Annotated in this window: 16 protein-coding genes; 7 read left to right on the top strand and 9 right to left on the bottom strand. The window is 71.4% G+C overall.

Annotated features, from left to right (window positions below; genetic code table 11):
- Window positions 1-51: 51 nt before the first annotated feature.
- Together RF645_RS09030 and RF645_RS09025 are read right to left on the bottom strand one after the other, a co-directional pair.
- Complete coding sequence (locus RF645_RS09030; protein ID WP_235586824.1) at window positions 52-750, bottom strand: lytic transglycosylase domain-containing protein; 699 nt, start codon at window positions 748-750, stop codon at window positions 52-54.
- Window positions 751-825: 75 nt separating this feature from the next.
- Entirely contained in the window at window positions 826-2877 is a 2052-nt protein-coding gene (locus RF645_RS09025) for a BCCT family transporter (protein ID WP_058872089.1), read from the bottom strand.
- Between the two features lie 129 nt (window positions 2878-3006).
- Between RF645_RS09025 and RF645_RS09020 the strand changes: the two genes are divergently transcribed.
- Window positions 3007-3507 carry a DUF456 domain-containing protein gene (locus RF645_RS09020; protein ID WP_058872143.1) on the top strand — a complete coding sequence of 167 codons (501 nt, stop codon included), beginning with the start codon at window positions 3007-3009 and terminating at the stop codon, window positions 3505-3507.
- Window positions 3508-3576: 69 nt separating this feature from the next.
- On the opposite strand, the gene RF645_RS09015 is transcribed toward RF645_RS09020, so the two are convergent.
- The 4 genes from RF645_RS09015 to moaA all read right to left on the bottom strand — a co-directional run bounded on the left by RF645_RS09015 (window position 3577) and on the right by moaA (window position 7238).
- Window positions 3577-4926 carry a molybdopterin molybdotransferase MoeA gene (locus RF645_RS09015; protein ID WP_058872090.1) on the bottom strand — a complete coding sequence of 450 codons (1350 nt, stop codon included), beginning with the start codon at window positions 4924-4926 and terminating at the stop codon, window positions 3577-3579.
- 7 nt (window positions 4927-4933) lie between these two features.
- Window positions 4934-5770, bottom strand: a complete 837-nt coding sequence (locus RF645_RS09010; protein WP_058872091.1) for a molybdenum cofactor guanylyltransferase — start codon at window positions 5768-5770, stop codon at window positions 4934-4936.
- Window position 5771: 1 nt separating this feature from the next.
- On the bottom strand, window positions 5772-6062 hold the full coding sequence (locus RF645_RS09005) for a MoaD/ThiS family protein (protein ID WP_058872092.1): 291 nt from the start codon (window positions 6060-6062) through the stop codon (window positions 5772-5774).
- A 72-nt stretch (window positions 6063-6134) separates the two neighbouring features.
- Window positions 6135-7238, bottom strand: a complete 1104-nt coding sequence (gene moaA, locus RF645_RS09000; protein ID WP_235586827.1) for a GTP 3',8-cyclase MoaA — start codon at window positions 7236-7238, stop codon at window positions 6135-6137.
- A gap of 294 nt (window positions 7239-7532) precedes the next feature.
- On the opposite strand from moaA, the gene glp reads away from it, so the two are divergent.
- Complete coding sequence (gene glp / locus RF645_RS08995; protein ID WP_058872094.1) at window positions 7533-8786, top strand: gephyrin-like molybdotransferase Glp; 1254 nt, start codon at window positions 7533-7535, stop codon at window positions 8784-8786.
- Between the two features lie 163 nt (window positions 8787-8949).
- Here glp and RF645_RS08990 read toward each other — a convergent pair whose 3' ends face one another.
- Complete coding sequence (locus RF645_RS08990; protein WP_058872095.1) at window positions 8950-9309, bottom strand: universal stress protein; 360 nt, start codon at window positions 9307-9309, stop codon at window positions 8950-8952.
- A gap of 623 nt (window positions 9310-9932) precedes the next feature.
- On the opposite strand from RF645_RS08990, the gene RF645_RS08985 reads away from it, so the two are divergent.
- The gene (locus tag RF645_RS08985) at window positions 9933-10523 is read left to right on the top strand and encodes a lipase family protein (RefSeq protein ID WP_058872097.1); all 591 of its coding nucleotides are present in this window, start codon (window positions 9933-9935) and stop codon (window positions 10521-10523) included.
- Between the two features lie 17 nt (window positions 10524-10540).
- Here RF645_RS08985 and RF645_RS08980 read toward each other — a convergent pair whose 3' ends face one another.
- Entirely contained in the window at window positions 10541-11299 is a 759-nt protein-coding gene (locus RF645_RS08980) for a hypothetical protein (protein WP_058872098.1), read from the bottom strand.
- Between the two features lie 26 nt (window positions 11300-11325).
- The gene (locus RF645_RS08975) at window positions 11326-11691 is read right to left on the bottom strand and encodes a PadR family transcriptional regulator (RefSeq protein ID WP_058872099.1); all 366 of its coding nucleotides are present in this window, start codon (window positions 11689-11691) and stop codon (window positions 11326-11328) included.
- A gap of 129 nt (window positions 11692-11820) precedes the next feature.
- Here RF645_RS08975 and RF645_RS08970 point away from each other — a divergent pair, with 129 nt between their 5' ends.
- The 4 genes from RF645_RS08970 to narJ all read left to right on the top strand — a co-directional run bounded on the left by RF645_RS08970 (window position 11821) and on the right by narJ (window position 18790).
- On the top strand, window positions 11821-12252 hold the full coding sequence (locus RF645_RS08970) for a hypothetical protein (RefSeq protein ID WP_368818954.1): 432 nt from the start codon (window positions 11821-11823) through the stop codon (window positions 12250-12252).
- Window positions 12253-12546: 294 nt separating this feature from the next.
- Complete coding sequence (locus RF645_RS08965) at window positions 12547-16284, top strand: nitrate reductase subunit alpha (protein ID WP_006213683.1); 3738 nt, start codon at window positions 12547-12549, stop codon at window positions 16282-16284.
- Complete coding sequence (gene narH, locus RF645_RS08960) at window positions 16284-17966, top strand: nitrate reductase subunit beta (RefSeq protein ID WP_006213681.1); 1683 nt, start codon at window positions 16284-16286, stop codon at window positions 17964-17966. The genes RF645_RS08965 and narH overlap by 1 nt, the downstream gene beginning before the upstream one ends.
- On the top strand, window positions 17963-18790 hold the full coding sequence (gene narJ / locus RF645_RS08955; RefSeq protein ID WP_006213679.1) for a nitrate reductase molybdenum cofactor assembly chaperone: 828 nt from the start codon (window positions 17963-17965) through the stop codon (window positions 18788-18790). Before narH ends, narJ begins: the two co-directional genes overlap by 4 nt.
- The last annotated feature ends 4 nt before the right edge of the window (window positions 18791-18794 follow it).

Below are 18794 nucleotides of genomic sequence, written 5' to 3'. Positions count from 1 at the left end.
AGGGAGCGGGCGCCGTCGTCGTGCGCGGGGTTCCTGTTGGGGAGGCGTGGTTCAGGACTCCTCGGAGCAGACCCCGGCGTAGCGGGTCTCGGAGAGCTCGGTGATCTGATCGACGTAGTTCTGCGTCTCCTGGTACTCCGGGATGCCGCCCTCCTCGAGGACCACCGTGGGCCCGGCGTTGTAGGCGGCCAGGACGAGATCGGTCTCCTCCTGCTCGTCGGCGGGATCGAGCTCGGAGACCATCTCGCGCAGATCGCGCAGGTAGTAGCCCTGCGCGCGGATCGAGGCCTCCGGATCCGTGGCCTCGCCCTCGCCGTAGAGCTCCCAGGTCTCGGGCATGAACTGCGCCAGGCCCTGGGCGCCCACGGGGCTCTCGGCCTCCGGGTCCCAGCGGCTCTCCACGTCCAGCTGCGCGGCCACGAGCTCGGGCGGCAGGGCCGAGACCTCGGCGGCATGGGCGACGTCGTCGGCCCACTCGCGGGGGATGGCTCCGCCGTGATCCGAGCAGCTGGGGTCGCTGTTGTGCGAGATCGTGCCGACGGTGCCGATGATCAGCAGGCCGAGGGCGCCCCAGACGGGCCAGGCGCGCAGCACCGCACCCGAACGGCTCGCGCTCGAACGGCCGGAGGCCGATCCGCCCGCAGCCCGGCTGCCTTCGCGCGGCTTGGGGCGCGGGGGCGCTTTGCGCCGGGCGGCGGAGGCGGAGCGGCGTGAGCTCTTGGCGGGGGTGCGCTTGTCGGAAGACGGCATCGCCTCGAGCCTAGGGCACGAGCGGAGGCCGTCGACATGGTCGATGTCGACGGCCTCCGCCGGTGGTGCGGATGATCAGGCCCGCGGCGGGCTGTCCCTGCCCTCGGATCCCGCGGAGCGGGTGCCGTCGGGGTCGTCCCAGGCGTTGTCCCACGGCCCGCCCGGACGCGAGCCCGGGACGCCGAGGGACTGCGAGCGGATCACGATGCCGTCCTCAGGGTCCGTGGAGCTCGCGCTGCGCGGCGTGCCGTCGGCGTTCACGGCCGGGATCTCGCCGGTGTCGGGCGTGGTCGTGGCCAGGGCCACCGGCTCGTCGGAGTCCAGCGGGACCTGGGCGACCGTGTCGACGAGCACCTGTCGGGCGTATTCGGTGCGCAGGACCAGAGGATCGCTGGCGAGGTCCCGGTACAGGGCCAGGCACAGGATCAGCATGACGATCATGAAGGGCAGCGACGAGACGATCGTGATGTTCTTCAGGCCGTTGAGCGCCTCGGAGGGATCCGAGCCGCCTGCCAGCAGCATGACCGCGGCGACGGCGCCGGTGGCCACGCCCCAGAAGATGATGCCGCCCTTGGAGGGCTCCTCCGCGCCGTTCTCGGACAGCCCGCCCATGACGATCGAGGCGGAGTCCGCGCCGGTCACGAAGAAGATGCCGATCAGGATGACGGTCAGCACGATCAGCACGCCGGTCATGATCGGGTTCAGCGGGAGGGCGTTGAGCAGGTCGAACAGGATGGCGTCGAAGTTGATGTCCGGGCCCTCCGTGGTCTGCTGGGCCAGCATGGAGCCGGTGTCGCCGGCGGACTCGGCGCGCTGCTGCAGGCCGATGCCCGCGCCGCCGAAGATCGCGAACCAGATGGTCGAGACGCCCGAGGGGACGACGAGCACGCCGGCGATGAACTGGCGCACGGAGCGACCGCGCGAGATGCGGGCGATGAACAGGCCCACGAAGGGGGCCCATGAGACCCACCAGGCCCAGTAGAAGATCGTCCACGAGGACAGCCAGGAGGCCATGTCCTCGCCGCCGACGGAGTTCGTGCGCGAGGCCATCTCCGGCAGCTCCTGCACGAAGGCGCCGATGGCGTTGGGGATGATGTCCAGGATGAACAGGGTCGGCCCGGCCACGAACACGATCAGCGCGATGATCACGGCCAGGACCATGTTGGAGTTCGACAGGAACTGGATGCCGCGCTCGATGCCGGACACAGCCGAGGCCACGAAGCAGATGGTCAGGACGGTGATGATGCCGACCAGGATCGGGGTGGTGACGGTCTCCATCATCCCGGCGGAGCTGATGCCGCCGCCGATCTGCAGGGCGCCCAGGCCGAGGGAGCAGGCCGAGCCGAAGAGCGTGGCCAGGATCGCGAGGATGTTGATGATCCGCCCGCCCACGCCGTTGACGAAGCGACGGCCGAAGACCGAGGTGAACATGGCCGAGAACAGCTGCGAGCGGCCCAGGCGGAACGTCCCGTAGGCCATGCCCAGGCCGACGACCGCGTACATGGCCCAGGGGTAGAGGGTCCAGTGGAACAGGGTCGTGCCCATGGCGGTGCGCATGGCCTCGGTGGTCGAGGGATCAGCCGTCTCGGGCGGCGGCGCCATGTAGAACCACAGCGGCTCGCCCACGCCGTAGAAGACCAGGCCGATGCCCATGCCGGTGGCGAACATCATGGAGATCCACGACCACGTGGAGAACTGCGGCTTCTCGCCGTCGCGTCCCAGGGGGATCTTCCCGAACTTGGAGAACGCCAGGAAGATCACGAAGACGACGAAGACGGTGGCGGCGATGACGTAGAGCCAGCCGAAGTCCGTGATGGTCCCGGCCAGGAGGTGATCGGCCACCGCCCCCAGGCCCGAGGGATTGATGAGGCCCCACGCCACGAAGACCACGGCAAGAACGGCTGCGCAGCCGAAGACGACCTTGTCGAGGCCCCTGCGGGTCTCGGGCTGAGCGCGGGTCAGGGAGTCGCGCAGCGAGTCGAGCAGGTGATGCTGGCGATCGAACGAGGTGTCGGTCTCCGTTGCCGGCGACGGGGGGATCAGCTCGGACGGCTGGTGATCCACGTCCTGTCCGGAGGCGCTCGAGGGCTCTCCGGGCGGCGTCGAGCCGGGGGTTGTGCTGCTCATGATGAGCCTTTCCGCGCATAAGGGAGGCCCTGACGGGAATCCGTCAGGGCTCTTGCATGCTAGCAAGGGTGCATCTTCAGGCTTGTGGAGCGGAGGCCGACGGGCATTCGGGCAGGCACAATGGGCCTCATGCTCCCCGAGATCATCGCGACCGTCGTCGCCGTCCTCCTGCTGGCCATCGGCTGCATCGGCATCGTGGTGCCGGTCCTGCCCGGATCGATCACGGTCGTGATCGGCCTGGTGATCTGGGCTGCCGTCGTGCGCTCGCCGGAGGGATGGGTGGCCCTGGCCCTGGGCGTCCCGCTGGCGATCGCGGGGATGTCGGCCTCCCTGGCTCTGACCGGCGCTCGGCTCAAGAAGCGGCAGATCCCCAACAGCTCGGTGCTCTACGGGGTGATCGGTGCGGTCATCGGCCTGTTCGTGATCCCCGTGGTGGGACTGTTCATCGGCTTCGCGGTGGGCCTGCTGCTCTCGGAGACCTACCGGCAGCGGGACCTGAACGCCGCGCTGGAGTCCAGCTGGGTCGCGCTCAAGGCCATGGGCCTCGGCATCGTGATCGAGCTGGGGTGCGCGCTGGCGGCCTCTGCGGTCTTCGTGATCTGCGCGATCACGTACTTCGTCACGGCCTGACGGACCAGCCTGCTCGGTCGGCCGACGGGACCCTCACGGTCCGGCCGGCCGACCGGTGCTTCCGCCGCCTCAGAGCCAGGGAAGCGGCAGCGCCTGGACGGGCTCGTCCGGCCGCACGCCGTCGGCGGGGATCAGCAGCAGCACGTTGGCCTGCGAGAAGCCGCGCAGCTGGTCGGAGCCCGCGCGTGACAGCGCCACCGCGCTGGGCAGCTCGGTGCCCTGGGCGTCAGCGCCTTCGCTCAGGTCGGTGATCGTGGTCCCGGAGACGGCGGCGCCGGCCACGAAGGCCAGTCCCGGTGCCAGTCGATCCGTCCTGGAGGCCGGCAGCTCGCGAGTCAGGCGCACCGTGGTCAGCGGCGGGATGACGTTGCCGCCGAGCCCGGCCAGCAGCGGCGCCCCCAGCAGCATCAGGGTGGTCATGGCCGCCAGCGGGTTGCCGGGAAGGCCCAGGACGAACGGGCCGTCCTCCGGCATGCGGGCAAGCAGCGCGGGGTGGCCCGGGCGCAGGCCCAGCTCGTCGATGAGCAGATGCGCGCCGCTGTCCTCCAGCGACGGGCGCAGATGATCCGCGGTCGAGCGGCCCGTGCCGCCCGTGGTGATGATCAGCTGCGCGCGGGAGTCCAGCACGGACTCCGCTCCCACCGCGGAGCCGGTGAGCCGCTCGAGCATCTGCTCGCGGTCATCGCCCACGCGGTGCACGGCATCCACCTGACCGCCCAGGAGGTGCACGAACTGCGGCAGCTGCGGGCCGAAGGCGTCCCGGACCCGTCCCGGCTCCGGGACGCCGTCCTCGTCGACTTCGTCGCCGGTCAGCAGCAGGGTCACTCGCGGGCGCCGCAGCAGCGGGAGCATGTCCAGGCCCGTGGTGGCCGCGAAGGCCACGTGCCCCGGGGTCAGCCGCGTCCCGGCGCGGATCAGCAGCTCTCCGGTCTCGGCTTCGCGGCCTGCCCGGCGCAGGTTCTGTCCCTCCTCGGGGGCGCCCTCCGGTGCCTCGGGGCTCAGGCGCAGCGAGTCGCCGTCCTCGAGGCCCCATTCCGAGCGCAGCACCGCGCTGGTGCTGAACGGGACCAGTCCGCCCGTGACGATCGGTGCGGCCTCGCCGACGGCCAGCGATCGCGGGGGCTTGAGCTGCGGCTCCTCGGTGCGGGCCCAGGCCACGCGCTGGTCGATCTGCTCGTACTCGCCGCGGTTGATCCGCCAGGGGCCCGGTCCGTTCACTGCCCAGCCGTCCATGGCCGAAGAGGTGTAGTGGGGCACCGGACGCTCGGCGCGCAGGTCCTCGGCCAGGGTCTCGCCCACCGTCTCCCCGAGCGGGAGCCAGTGCGGCGGCAGCGCCGCAGCGGCGTCGAAGGCCGCCTGGCGGGCCTGCGCCCAGTCGGGGCTGCGAAGGGTGCGGGGGGTCTGCGGCTGATCGCTCATGGTCTCCTCAGTCCTGAACGGGCACGAGCCCGAATCTCTTCACATCGTCCCATGTGTCGACGTCATCGGTCAGTCCCCTGACGGCCGTTTGCCGGTCCCACAGCGGCCCGAGGACTCGACGCACCGAGCGATCGACGACGGGCCGGTCGACCAGCTGCCGACCCAGCGCCGCGCTGCGGTAGACGGCGGCCAGCGGCTGGAGGATGCCGCGGTCCGTCAGCACGATCCCGCGCGGGGCCTCGAGGGGCGCTGTGCCGGTGCGGCCCGAGTCGGTGGCATCCGAGGCGGGGGAGTGCGCTCGGCTCGTGCCCCGTGCCTCGATCTCGGCGATCAGGGCCCGAGCGGCGTCGGCGACCCGGGGCATGTCGCAGGCCAGGGTGAGGGTCCACTGCTCGTCGGGGTCGACGGCGCGGTCCGCAGCGCCGGACGCGGCGGGATCGTCGCCCCCTTCAGGTTCGCAGGGCTCGGCGGAGGCGCAGGCCCCGGAGGGCTCGGCCAGCCCCAGGGCGAGTGCGCCAGCGGCCAGGGCGGCCGCCGGACCGGAGAACGGCGGGTCCTCTCGGGTGCGCAGCACGCCGTCCGGCAGGGGAAGGTCCTCCGGGCCCACGACGGCGATCCGATGCGCCGGAAGGCCGAGTCCGATCAGGGCCTCGACGGCGCCGCGCACGAGAACGGGAGCGCCGTCGCGATCCGGGCGCATCAGCGCCTTGGGCGATCCGCCCAGGCGAGAGGATCGGCCCCCGGCCACCACGATCGCGCTCAGCGCCGCGCGGGAGCTGCGGGTGGGCGTCGGCGCGGATGCCGGAGCAGGCACCGGGACCGGCAGCTTCGGCAGCGGGGCCACCTCAGCCCCCGGCGAAGGGCGGCAGGACGTCCAGGGCGGATCCGTCGGGGATCTCGGTCTCGGGCTCGGGGCAGGCCTGGCCGTCGAGCAGGAACGAGCAGCGCTCGAGCACCTCGGCCAGCGGCTGCTCGCCCGCAGGAGCCGTGGGGTGGGCCGCGATCAGCGCGTTCTCCACCGCACCCCGGGTGACGCGACCGTCGCCGTCGCGAGGCAGGGCGTCGAAGTCCAGCTCCTGGGTGTCCCGGCCCACCGAGGCCTTGGCCGCGGCGTAGTAGTTGATCGTCAGCGACATGTCGCACCTTCCTCGCGATCTCCGGCATCACGGTACGCGGCCCGCGCGCACGCGGGCGTCACGGCCAGGATCTCATCCGCCGATCGCAGACATGGAGCGGACGGGCTGCACGAAGCCGTCGTCACCCAGTCCGGTGCGATCCATGCCGTGGGCTGCGGGCTTGATCCACATGGCCGCGCGCCAGCGCTCGGCGATCAGCTCGTCCGCCCTCTCCTGCGGCAGCGCGCCCTGGCCGGTCCGACCGCGCAGCAGGTCGCGCAGGCTGAACTCCTCGTGGGAGAACAGGCACGAGCGGATCTCGCCCTCGGCCGTCAGGCGGGTGCGCCGGCAGTCGCCGCAGAAGGGCTCGGTCACGGAGGCGATGATCCCCACGGTGCCCAGCGGCTCGTCCGCCAGCTCGGCATCCAGCGCGCGGACGTCCCACAGCTCTGCCGGGGCGCCGGCGCGAGGGACGGGGCGCGGATCCAAGCGGAAGCGCCGGCTCAGCAGCTGCCGGATCTCCGCGGCCGTCACCATGCCGCGGCGCGTCCAGGTGCGGTCCTCGTCCAGGGGCATCTGCTCGATGAAGCGCAGCTGCAGCCCCTGCTCGAGGGTCCAGGCCAGCAGGTCGGCGGCGCCGTCGTCGTTGATCTCGCGCAGCAGCACGGAGTTGATCTTCACGGGCTCCAGCCCGGCCTCCTGAGCGGCCCGGATGCCGGCCAGCACCTGCGGGAGCCGGTCGCGGCGGGCCAGACGGGCGAAGGTCGCCCGGTCCAGGGTGTCCAGCGAGACGTTCAGCCGCGTGAGCCCGGCTGCCCGGAGCCCGGCGGCGCGGCGGTCCAGCCCGATCGCGTTCGTGGTCAGGGAGATCGGCAGCTCGGGGTGCTCGCGGCGCACTCCTGCGATGATCTCCTCGAGATCCGGGCGGATCAGGGGCTCGCCGCCGGTCAGCCGCAGCTCCACGATCCCCAGGCGCTGCACGCCGATGCGCACCAGGCGCTGGATCTCGGCGGCGGTGAGCAGCTCGGACGACGGACGCCAGTCCATCCCCTCGGCGGGCATGCAGTAGGTGCAGCGCAGATTGCACTTGTCGGTCAGAGAGATGCGCAGATCGGCGGCCCGGCGCCCGAAGGAGTCCACGAGCCCCTGCGCGGGATCCGCAGGCGACGGCGCCAGCCGCGTGCGCAGACCCGGCATCCCGAGAGCGGTGGTCATGGGGGTCACCTCGTTCCCTTCCCGGCTGGGCTCCAGTCGGTGCTGGTCGTCGTCTCAGGCTATCGGCGCGGACTGCGGATCCTGCTGCGGAGGCCCGGACTTGCATCACGCCGACCGGCGCGTTCCTGCTGACGGTGCCAGATCAGAGACCATAGACAGCACAGTCTCCGGGAGCCTTGACGCGGCTCAAGCCGGAGCAGCGGGGCGGACATGGCAGGGGTGGTCGAGATGGCAGGGCACGGCGGCAGGCATGGGCACGGGCACCGATCACGCGGGATGACCGAGCACATCGCCGCGATCCAGGCACTGATCGAGCGCAGCCGCTGGGCGGACCGGGCCCCGGAGGAGGTCGCGCTCGAGGACGCCGACGGCCGCGTGCTGGCTGAGGGGCTGGCAGCACCCATGCCGCTGCCGCGCTTCGACGACTCCCAGATGGACGGCTACGCCGTGCGCGCTGCCGACACGCAGGGCGGTCCTCTGCACGACGGCGGCTCGCAGGCCGATGCGCAGACAGGCGGTGCTGAACCGGGCCTCATTGAGCTGACGGTGGCCGCGACCGGTGCCGCCGGGCACGAGCCCGCCCCGTTGGCGCCCGGGACGGCCGCGCCCGTGATGACCGGGGCGCCGATCCCGGTCGGTGCGGACGCCGTCGTGCCGGTCGAGGAGGTCGCACCGGCGCAGTTCCTCCCCGACGGTGCCGTGGTGCAGGTGCCGGCGGAGCAGCCCAGGGGGCGCTTCGTGCGCCCGGCAGGTTCGGATGTCGCGCGCGGCGAGTCCGTGCTGGGTGCCGGGATGGTCCTGAGCCCCGTGGCGATCGGGACGATCGCGGCTCTGGGCCTGCAGCGGGTGCGGGTGCGCGCTGCGCTGCGGGTCGGCGTCCTGACCACGGGGGACGAGGTGGTCGCGCCCGGGCAGGAGCCGGCCGCCGCCCAGATCCACAATGCAAACGCGCCGCTGCTGCGGGCGCAGCTGGAGCGGATGGGGTGCCGTGTCACGGCGGTGCGTCACGTGATCGACGACGACGATGAGCTGCGCCGTCTGCTGGCCTCCTCCGACTTCGAGGCGCCCGATCTCTGGGTGAGCTCCGGCGGCATCTCCGAGGGGGCCTTCGAGGTCGTGCGCCGCGTGCTGGGCGCCGAGCAGAACAGCGAGTTCCTGCACGTGGCCATGCAGCCCGGCGGTCCGCAGGGCCTGGCCATGATCGACGGCACGGCGGTCGTCTGCCTGCCCGGAAATCCGGTGTCCACCTGGGTCTCGGCGGAGACCCTGCTGCGCCCGGCGCTCGCGGCGGCGGGTGCCGGAGCCGAGGCGCCGCGCACGATCAGCGCCGCGTGCGCCGAGGATCTCGAGCGGCTGCCCGGTCGGTCTCGGATCGTGCGGGCCCGCTGGGACGGACGGCGAGCGCACCGACTCGGCGGGTACAGCTCGCACCTGCTGGCCACGGCCGCGCAGGCCGATGCCCTGATCGTCCTGGGCCCCGGCGAGGGATCGGTGCCCGCCGGCGAGCCCGTGGAGGTCCGTCTGCTCTGAGGCGCTCGGACGCGGATGCCCGCGGCCGTGAGGGGTCTGTCGTGCGGGCCTTTCCGCCGGTGAAGGGCGGCAGAGGCGACCCCTCACCGGGCGGGCGGTCCAGGGAACGATCAGAGCCCGGCACCTCGCGGAGGGCGAGGTGCCGGGCTCTGGAGCAGAGACCTCAGCGGCGCTCGGGCTTGACGGCCAGCACCGGGCAGGCGGACTCGAGCAGGATCTGCTGCGCGGCGCTGCCCAGCAGCAGCTTGCCCATGGGACTGCGGTGGCGGATGCCCACGACGATCAGGGAGGCGTCCGCGGCCTCGGCGGCATCCAGCAGATCGCCGACGGCGTCGCGCCCGCGGGCGTCCGGGAACTGGTGAGCGACCTTGACGCCTTGCAGCTCCCGGGCCTCGGTGTCGGAGTCGTCCCCACCGAGGTGGAAGATCACGGCGTCCTCCGAGCGACGGGCGGCCTCGGCCAGCCCGGAGTCCAGGGCGGCCTGGCCCTCGGCGGTGCCGGCGCGGGCGATCACGATGGTCATGGGTCCTCCTGGGGCGGGGTCTGGGGGAGCGCTGTGGCAGCGCAGAGCCTATGGTACATATCACATCCGACGCGCCGCGCCGAGGTGGCGGCACCATGGATGCACTTCTGTCTCGAACATGACGGGCTGATCATCGTCGCACGTCGCGGGCGGTATGGGGGCGGGATGCGCTCCGGCCACCAGCTGCATCCGCACCAGCATCGAGGTCCCCATGAAGCTCCGCGCGTCCCTGCTCAGCGTCACCGCGGCCCTGGCCGCCCTCTCCCTGGGCCCCGGCGGCCTGGCCCCCGCAGCGGCGGCGCCCGGGTCGTCGTCGAGCGCCTCCGACCCCGCTGCTGAGGCCGCTCGGGAGACCGCGCCCCCGGCCCCGGCTGCAGCCCGGGCGGTCTCGGCCGCCGACAGTGCGGCCGATCAGCCGCTGGGCGCGTTCTATGCCGCACCCTCGCAGCTGCCCCAGGCGCCGGCGAGCCGGCTCAAGCACGAGTCCTCGCCCTTCTGCCTCGGCCCGGCCCGGCCCGGGCGGTGCGGCTGGGTGAGGCGCAGTCCCGGATCATGTACACCACGACCGACTCGGACGGTGCGATCACCCCGGTGACGGGCTCGTTCCTGGAGTCGGGCTCGCCGTGGCGCGCGCCGTGCGCGACGCCGGACTGGGCGGGGCCAGCGCGCAGACTCCGGTCGGGCTCGCGGGCTGCTCCCAGGGCGGCGGGGCCGCAGCTTCAGCCGGCGAGCTGGCTGCCTCCTGCGCGCCCGATCTCCGGGTGCCGGCCGTCGCGGTCGGTGCCCCTCCCACGGATCTGAGTCAGGTGGCGGCGAAGATCGACAACGGGCTGTACAAGGGCTTCCTCATGTACACGCTCAGCGGGCTGGTCGAGTCCGAGGGCATCTCGCCGGCGTCGTTCCTGAACCCCCGCGGCGTGCAGCTCTACACCGAGACGGTCGGGGAGTGCACGACCTCGGCGATCGCCCCGACCGCCCTGATCCCCACTGCCACGCTGACGGCCAGCGGGCGCTCCGTGACCGAGCTGAGCCGCACCGAGCCGTCCCTGTCGATCCTCGAGCGGCAGCGCCTCGGAGTCGCCGCGGCGCCGAGCGCGCCCGCGCTGATCGTCCACAGCGTCTCCGACGACGTCACGGCCCAGCCGCACATCCTCAGCTTCCTCAAGGCGCGCTTCGATGGCCGGGCTCCGGCTTCGACCTGCGGCCGCGGCTGATCCCTGCGCGACGCCGCTCAGGCGACGATCCAGGCCAGCACCCCCAGCGCGACGAAGGCGATCGGGAAGATCCAGGCGATCAGCACCACGCCTCGACGAGTCGGCGGTCGCGCGCCGTCGGGAGCGCGCAGGGGAGAGGTGACACGGTCGTCGTCGCCGGAGAGCTCGCGCATCTCCAGGGCCGAGAGCACGCACAGGACGAGGAGGACGCCCACGGAGACGGGTGCTGCCGGGATGCCGTCGACCACGGGCTCCAGCGGCAGGAGTCCGGCCAGGGCGCGCAGCGCGCCCAGCAGGAAGAGCCCGGCGAAGAAGGCGAGGCCGAGCCGCGTCCTGCGCAGCAGCGGCCCGAGCAGGACGGGCAGTGCCGCAACTCCGGCGGCGAGCAGTCCCAGGCCGATCAGCTCAGCCACGTTGAAGGACAGCGCCTCGCCGCGGGCCCACCGGTTGGTCGCGTCATTGCCCGTGAGGAAGACGACGAGGGCCGCCAGGGAGATCAGGGTGACGCGCAGGGCCCCGGTGTCTCGCGCGGGCTCGTCGGCGTCGCCGACCTCCTGCGCGTACTCCCGGGCGTCGCCGAAGGCCTCCTCCGGGTCGGTGCCCGTCTCGATGCAGTGCGACTCGACCTCGGCCAGGTGGTCGCCGATCCGCGCGCCGGGGACATCGCGAAGGCGCAGCTCGAGGACGAAATCGTCGCACCAGCGGCGGTGCAGCCGCACGAACGGGCGCTGCCAGACGTCGTGGTCATCGGCCAGGGACTCGGGTGCTGTGCTCATGGTGATCTGCTGAAGAAGGGTGGAGTTCAGGGACGCGACGGAGCTCTGTCGAGCTCCAGGTGGGCGTCGACGGCTGCGGCGAAGTCGCCCCAGGCGCTGCGGGCGTCGGCCAGCTCGGCCCGGCCGGTCTCGGTGAGTCGGAAGTACTTGCGGCCCGGGCCGCCCTCGCCGGTGCGCCATTCGATCGTGACGAGCTCGCGGGCCTCCAGGCGGGCGAGCAGGGGATAGAGGGTTCCGCCCTTGATCTCGCCGAGCCCGGCCTCGGCCAATCGGGCGATGATCGCGTATCCGTAAGCGGGGCCGTCGGCCAGGCACTGGAGGACGCACGGCTGCAGCACGCCGCGCAGCCATTCGCTGCGCCGTGCCGCTGAGGTGTCTGGTGTCGAGCTCATGGCTAGATAGTCACACAGACTAGTTGGCCTGTCTATCTACTTGGACGAGGCGGAGCGAGTCCGGGCGCCCCGGAGGTCTCGCCCCTAGACTGGCCGGGTCCGCCACCGGCCCCCAGGAGATCTCCCAGCATGAAGTCCGCCGTCATCGCCCCCGCCCTGCTCGCGATCGCCGCAGTGATCCAGGCGCTGGGGATGCACCAGTACCACCAGGATGCGATCACGGTCACCGGGCAGCTGTTCTTCACCCTCTTCCTGGTAGGCCTGGCCGTCTTCTACGGGCTGCGCGGGCGCGCCGAGCGGTTCTCGACCGTGCGGCTGGGGCTTCTGGTCCTGTCGGTGCTCGCGCTGGTGCTCACGCTCGTGGGCTGGGGGATGGCGCTGTTCTGGTTCTACCCGTCGGTGTGGATGTTCTACGGGACCTTCCTGGTCCTGCTGATCACGGCCGTCGTCGCCGTGGCGTCGAACCCCTCGGCGCGCCAGCGCGAGCGCGAGCTCGAGGAGCAGGAGGAGGCCGAGGCTGATCCGGACGCGTCGGCCGATGCGGAGGCGGGCGCTCGCTGACTCCCCCGCCGACCTCCGGTCGGTTCGTGGCATCTTCCGGAAATCGCTTGCCTTCTCTGGGGGTATTCGAGAAGAAATGACGGAAGCGAATTCAGGAACGCCGCTGTAGTGTAATTCCCATAAGGGTGGCCTTGCTGCCTCGAGGGCTCTGGATCCGCGTCATCACGCCTGTGCCAGATATGGATCCGGATTTCCTTGACGGAGATCAAGCGGTCTTCCGGATCCGTTTCTGCAATTCCGGCAACTGCCGGAAATCATTCCTCAGCGACTCGGCCTCGTCGATAGCCTCGAGCCATGAGCACGAATACGACTTCCGGAGCGCATACTGCCCACGCCGCAGGCGTCGACGGCCCCGCCAGCCAGGCGCTGCTGAAGACCGGCCGCTTCTTCACCCGTCGCGAGCAGACCGCGGACGGCCGCGCCGAGTTCCGGGAGGGCGGCCGCGCGGGCGACTCCTTCTACCGGAACCGCTGGAGCCACGACAAGGTCGTGCGCTCCACCCACGGCGTGAACTGCACGGGGTCGTGCTCGTGGAAGGTCTACGTCAAGGACGGGATCATCACGTGGGAGGCCCAGGAGACGGACTACCCGTCGGTCGGCCCGGACAGCCCCGAGTACGAGCCGCGCGGGTGCCCCCGCGGCGCCGCCTTCTCCTGGTACACCTACTCGCCCACCCGCGTGCGCTACCCCTATGTGCGCGGCGTGCTGCTCGAGATGTACCGCGAGGCCCGTGAGGCCCACGGCGGCGACGCCGTGGCGGCCTGGGCCTCGATCGTGGACGACCCGGCCAAGCGCCGGGAGTTCCAGCAGGCCCGCGGCAAGGGCGGGCTCGTGCGCGCGTCCTGGCAGGAGGCCCTCGAGATGACGGCCGCGGCCCACGTGCACACGATCGGCGCCTACGGCCCGGACCGCTGCGTGGGCTTCTCGCCGATCCCGGCCATGTCCATGGTCTCCCACGCCGCCGGCGCCCGGTTCATCAACCTCATCGGCGGCGTGATGAACAGCTTCTACGACTGGTACGCGGACCTGCCCGTGGCCTCGCCGCAGGTCTTCGGCGACCAGACGGATGTCCCGGAGTCCGGGGACTGGTGGGATGCCACCTACCTCATGATGTGGGGCTCCAACATCCCCGTGACCCGCACCCCGGATGCCCACTGGGTCGCGGAGGTGCGCTACCGCGGCACCAAGGTCGTCTCGGTCTCCCCGGACTACGCGGACAGCACCAAGTTCGCCGACGAGTGGCTGCCCGCCCAGCCCGGCTCGGACGCCGCGCTGGCCATGAGCATGGGCCAGGTCATCCTCACGGAGCACTTCGCGCACAAGCGGACCCCGTTCTTCGAGGACTACGTCAAGCAGTTCACGGACCTCCCGTTCCTGGTCACCCTGGTCACCGACGAGAACGGGCAGACCGTCCCGGGCAAGTTCGTCACCGCCGAGGACCTCGGCTCGGATCAGGCGGATCCCGCGTTCAAGACCGTGATGCTCGAGCGCGCCACGGGCGAGGCCTTCATCCCCAAGGGCTCCATGGGCTTCCGCTACAACGCCCAGGATGAGGGCGACTGGAACCTGGACCTCGAGGGCCACGACCCGGCGCTGTCGATCATGGACCTGGGCGACTGGGACGGGGCGGCTTCGGAGATCGCGCTGCCGGCCTTCGTCGACGACACCGGCGAGGGCTCCGTGGTCCGCCGCGGCGTGCCCGTCCGCACGGTGGCGGGCCGGACGGTCACCACGGTCTTCGACCTGATGCTCGCCCAGTACGCGGTCGGGCGCGACGGCCTGCCGGGCCAGTGGTCCGCCGGCTACGACGACGCCGAGACCGCCTACACCCCGGCATGGCAGGAGGCCATTTCCTCCGTCCCGGCCGAGGCCGCGATCCGCGTGGCCCGCGAGTTCGCCGCCAACGCCGAGCGCTCCGGCGGGCGGTCCATGATCATCCTGGGCGGCGGGCTGTGCCAGTGGTACCACGGCGATGTCACCTACCGCGCGATCCTGGCCATGCTCATGCTGTGCGGCTGCCAGGGCCGCAACGGCGGCGGCTGGGCGCACTACGTCGGGCAGGAGAAGGCCCGTCCCATCACCGGGTGGGCCACCATGGCCTCCGCCAGCGACTGGTCGCGCCCGCCGCGGTTCATGATCGGCACCGCGTTCTGGTACATGCACACCGACCAGTTCCGCCAGGACGGCCACTCCTCGGCGCACCTGCAGTCCCCGCTGGCCAAGGGCCACCTCGACGGCATGCACACCGCGGACGTCGTGGCCCAGTCCACGCGCCTGGGCTGGATGCCGTTCTACCCGCAGTTCACGCAGAACCCGCTCGACGTCGCCGACGCCGCAGCGGCTGCCGTCGAGCGCGGGGAGGCCGAATCGGAGGGCCAGTGGGTCGCCGATCAGGCCAAGGCAGGCAAGCTGCAGTTCGCGGTCGAGGACCCGGACGCGGAGGCGAACTGGGCGCGCACGCTCGTGCTGTGGCGCTCGAACCTGCTGGGCTCCTCCGCCAAGGGCGAGGAGTACTTCCTCAAGCACCTGCTGGGCACGCAGAACAACGTGCTGGGCCAGGACCACGTGGACCACAAGCCCCGCGACGTCGCCTGGCACGAGAAGGCGCCGGAGGGCAAGATCGACCTGCTGGTCTCGGCGGACTTCCGCATGACGTCGTCCACGCTGCTCTCGGACGTCGTCTTCCCGGCCGCCACCTGGTACGAGAAGTTCGACCTCTCCTCCACGGACATGCACCCGTACGTCCACGCCTTCAACCCGGCGATCACCCCGCCGTGGGAGGCCAAGACGGATCACGAGCTGTTCCGGCTGCTCTCGGACGAGGTCGCGCGCCTGTCCAAGGGCCGTCTGGACACCCGGCACGACCTGGTGGCCACCGCGATCACCCATGACACCCCGGGGCAGATCAACCAGCCCGGCGGGCACGTTCCCGAGTGGCGCGGCACGGACCTTCCGGCGGTGCCGGGGAAGAACTTCCCCAACCTCAAGATCGTGGAGCGCGACTACACCGCGATCGGCCAGAAGTTCGTGGCCCTCGGCCCGCTGGCGGACAAGCTGGGGCTGACCACCAAGAACATCACCTTCGACGTCGGGCACGAGGTCGCGGCGCTGGGGCGCAAGCACGGCGTCTTCGACTCCGGAGCGGCCGAGGGCCGTCCCGCGCTCGAGACCGACGCCCGCATGGCCGAGGCCATCCTGGCGCTGTCCGGGACCACGAACGGCGAACTGGCGGTGCAGGGCTTCAAGACCCTCGAGAAGCGCGTGGGCAAGCAGCTGCACGACCTCGCGCTGGGCTCGGAGGAGAAGAAGATCACCTTCGCCGACACCCAGGCCGCCCCGGTGCCGGTCATCACCTCCCCGGAGTGGTCCGGCTCGGAGACCGGCGGGCGGCGCTATGCCCCGTTCACGGTGAACATCGAGCGCCTCAAGCCGTTCCACACGCTCACCGGGCGTATGCACTTCTTCCTGGACCACGACTGGATGTCGGACATGGGGGAGAACCTCCCCACCTACCGCCCGCCGCTGAACAATGCGGCGCTGTTCGGCGAGCCGCGGCTCGGCGAGCGCGGGGAGCTGTCGGTGGCCGTGCGCTACCTGACCCCGCACAACAAGTGGTCCATCCACTCCGAGTACCAGGACAACCTGTTCATGCTCTCGCTCTCGCGCGGAGGCACGTCGGTGTGGATGTCGGACCAGGACGCCGCGCTGATCCAGGTCAAGGACAACGACTGGGTCGAGTGCGTGAACACCAACGGCGTGTTCGTCGGACGGGCGATCGTCACCAGCCGCATGCGCGCCGGAGCGGTCTTCGTCCACCACGCGCAGGAGCGCACGATCGACGTCCCCAAGTCCGAGGCAACCGGCCGCCGCGGCGGCATCCACAACTCGGTCACCCGGATCATGCTCAAGCCCACCCACATGGTCGGCGGCTACGCCCAGCAGTCCTGGGCCTTCAACTACCACGGCCCCACCGGCAACAACCGAGATGTCACCTCGGTCGTCCGCAAGCGCTCGCAGGAGGTCCAGTACTGATGCGCATCATGGCTCAGACCGCGATGGTCATGACCCTCGACAAGTGCCTGGGGTGCCACACGTGCTCCGTGACGTGCAAGCAGGCGTGGACCAACCGCGCCGGCACCGAGTACGTCTGGTTCAACAACGTGGAGACCCGCCCCGGGCAGGGCTACCCGCGCCGCTACGAGGACCAGGAGAAGTGGCGCGGCGGCTGGAAGCTCAACCGCCGCGGCAACCTGCAGCTCAAGTCGGGCAATCGCCTGCAGAAGCTCTTCGGCATCTTCGCCTCCCCCGTGCAGCCGCACCTGGACGACTACTACGAGCCGTGGACCTACGACTACGAGAACCTCGTGGCGGCCCCGGCCTCGGACGACTTCCCGGTGGCCAAGCCCAAGTCGCTGATCACCGGTGCGGACACCAAGGTCGAGTGGTCGGCCAACTGGGACGACTCCCTGGGCGGCGTCGAGGCCACGGAGGCCCAGGACCCTGTGCTGCAGAAGCTGCGCCGCGACTCGGAGGACCGCATCAAGCTGGACTTCGAGAAGACCTTCATGTTCCACCTGCCGCGGATCTGCGAGCACTGCCTGAACCCGTCCTGCATGGCGGCGTGCCCGTCGGGGGCGATCTACAAGCGCGCCGAGGACGGCATCGTGCTGGTCGATCAGGACCAGTGCCGCGGCTGGCGCCAGTGCATCACCGGCTGCCCGTACAAGAAGATCTACTACAACCACAAGACCGGCAAGGCCGAGAAGTGCACGTTCTGCTACCCCCGTGTGGAAGTCGGCATCCCGACCGTGTGTGCGGAGACGTGCGTGGGCCGCATGCGCTACATCGGCATCTTCCTCTACGACGCCGACCGCGTCACCGAGGCTGCCGCGACCCCGGATGAGAAGGACCTCTACGAGGCCCAGCTCGACCTGATGCTCGACCCGAACGACCCCGAGGTCCAGCGCCAGGCCCGCGCCGACGGCATCCCCGACGACTGGATGGAGGCCGCGCGCAAGTCGCCCGTCTACAAGCTGGCCAAGGAGCTGCGGGTGGCTCTGCCCCTGCACCCCGAGTACCGCACCATGCCGATGGTCTGGTACGTCCCGCCGCTGTCGCCGATCGTGGACCTGCTGTCCACCCAGGGCCACGACGGCCAGGACCTCGACGTCCTGTTCGGGGCGATCGACTCGCTGCGCATCCCGGTGGAGTACCTGGCCGAGCTGTTCACGGCCGGGGACACCGAGATCATCACGAACGTGCTGCGCAAGCTGGCGGCCATGCGCTCCTACATGCGCGACATCACCCTGGGGGACCAGGCCGATGAGTCCATCGCCCAGGCCGTGGGCATGACCGGTGCGCAGATGTACGAGATGTACCGCCTCATGGCGATCGCCAAGTACTCCGAGCGCTACGTCATCCCCACCGCGCACACCGAGGACGCCCACAACCTCGAGGAGATGGGCTGCTCCCTGGACGGCGACGGCGGCCCGGGCATGGGCCAGATGGGCGGTCTCGGCGAGGCCTCCGGGCGCCCCATGCCGGTGGCGGTCGAGAACTTCGCCACGCTCAAGGCGCGCCAGACCGCTGACTCGCCTGCGGGCGCCTCCGAGATGTCGGGCCGGGTGAACCTCCTGAACTGGGACGGCAACGGGACCCCGTACGGGCTGTTCCCGGAGAGCTCGTCCCCCGGGTCGAAGGGGGAGCCGCGATGAGCCTGCTGGCCAGGATCTTCGGGCTGGGCGGCAAGGGCACCGTCGAGACGGCGCCGTGGCGCGATGCCGACCCCCAGCGCTCCGCGGTGGTGCGCCAGTCGGCGGCGCTTCTGCTCGGCTACCCGGACCGGGAGCTGCTCGGGCGGATCCCGCAGATCCGCGCGGCGCTGCAGGAGGTCGGGGTCGACCCGGCGCCCGTGGACCGCCTCGAGCAGTGGATGCTCTCCAAGCCGCTGGCCGAGATCCAGGGCGACTGGGTCCAGGAGTACGACCTCTCGCGCCGGCACAGCCTCCACCTCACGTACTGGACCGACGGCGACACCCGCCGCCGCGGCGAGTCGCTGCTGTCGTTCAAGGAGCTCTACGCCGAGCACGGGTTCCGCATGGACGACTCGGAGCTGCCCGATCACCTCCCCGTGGTCCTGGAGTTCGCAGCGCTCGTGGCCCCCGACGACGGCGCAGAGCTGCTGCAGCGCTACCGGCCCTCGCTGGAGCTGCTGCGCCTGGCGCTGAAGGACGACGGCCTCCCGCACCTGGGGATCGTCGAGCTCGTGTGCACCACGCTGCCCGGAGCCTCCCCGGAGGACCGCGACGCCGTGATGCGCATGGCCGGCTACGGCCCTCCCACCGAGACCGTGGGCCTGCAGCCGTTCGATCCGCGGCTGCTGCCGCTGTCCGACTCCTCGGCCTCGGGGATGACCGGCGGGGCGGCAGGTGCCGTGCCTGTGGATCCGGCGACCCATCCCTCGGCCGCGCACGCCGCTGCCGGCTGCACCCCCACCCACCGACGCGAGGCCGCCGCCTCCACGAGCTCCAGGGACTGAGACC

Source organism: Kocuria sp. CPCC 205260 (assembly GCF_040981045.1).
In the GTDB taxonomy this organism is placed as follows: Bacteria; Actinomycetota; Actinomycetes; order Actinomycetales; family Micrococcaceae; genus Kocuria; species Kocuria palustris.
The sequence above is the reverse complement of the archived record's forward strand: the minus strand, read 5'-3'. Positions and strand labels throughout refer to the sequence as shown.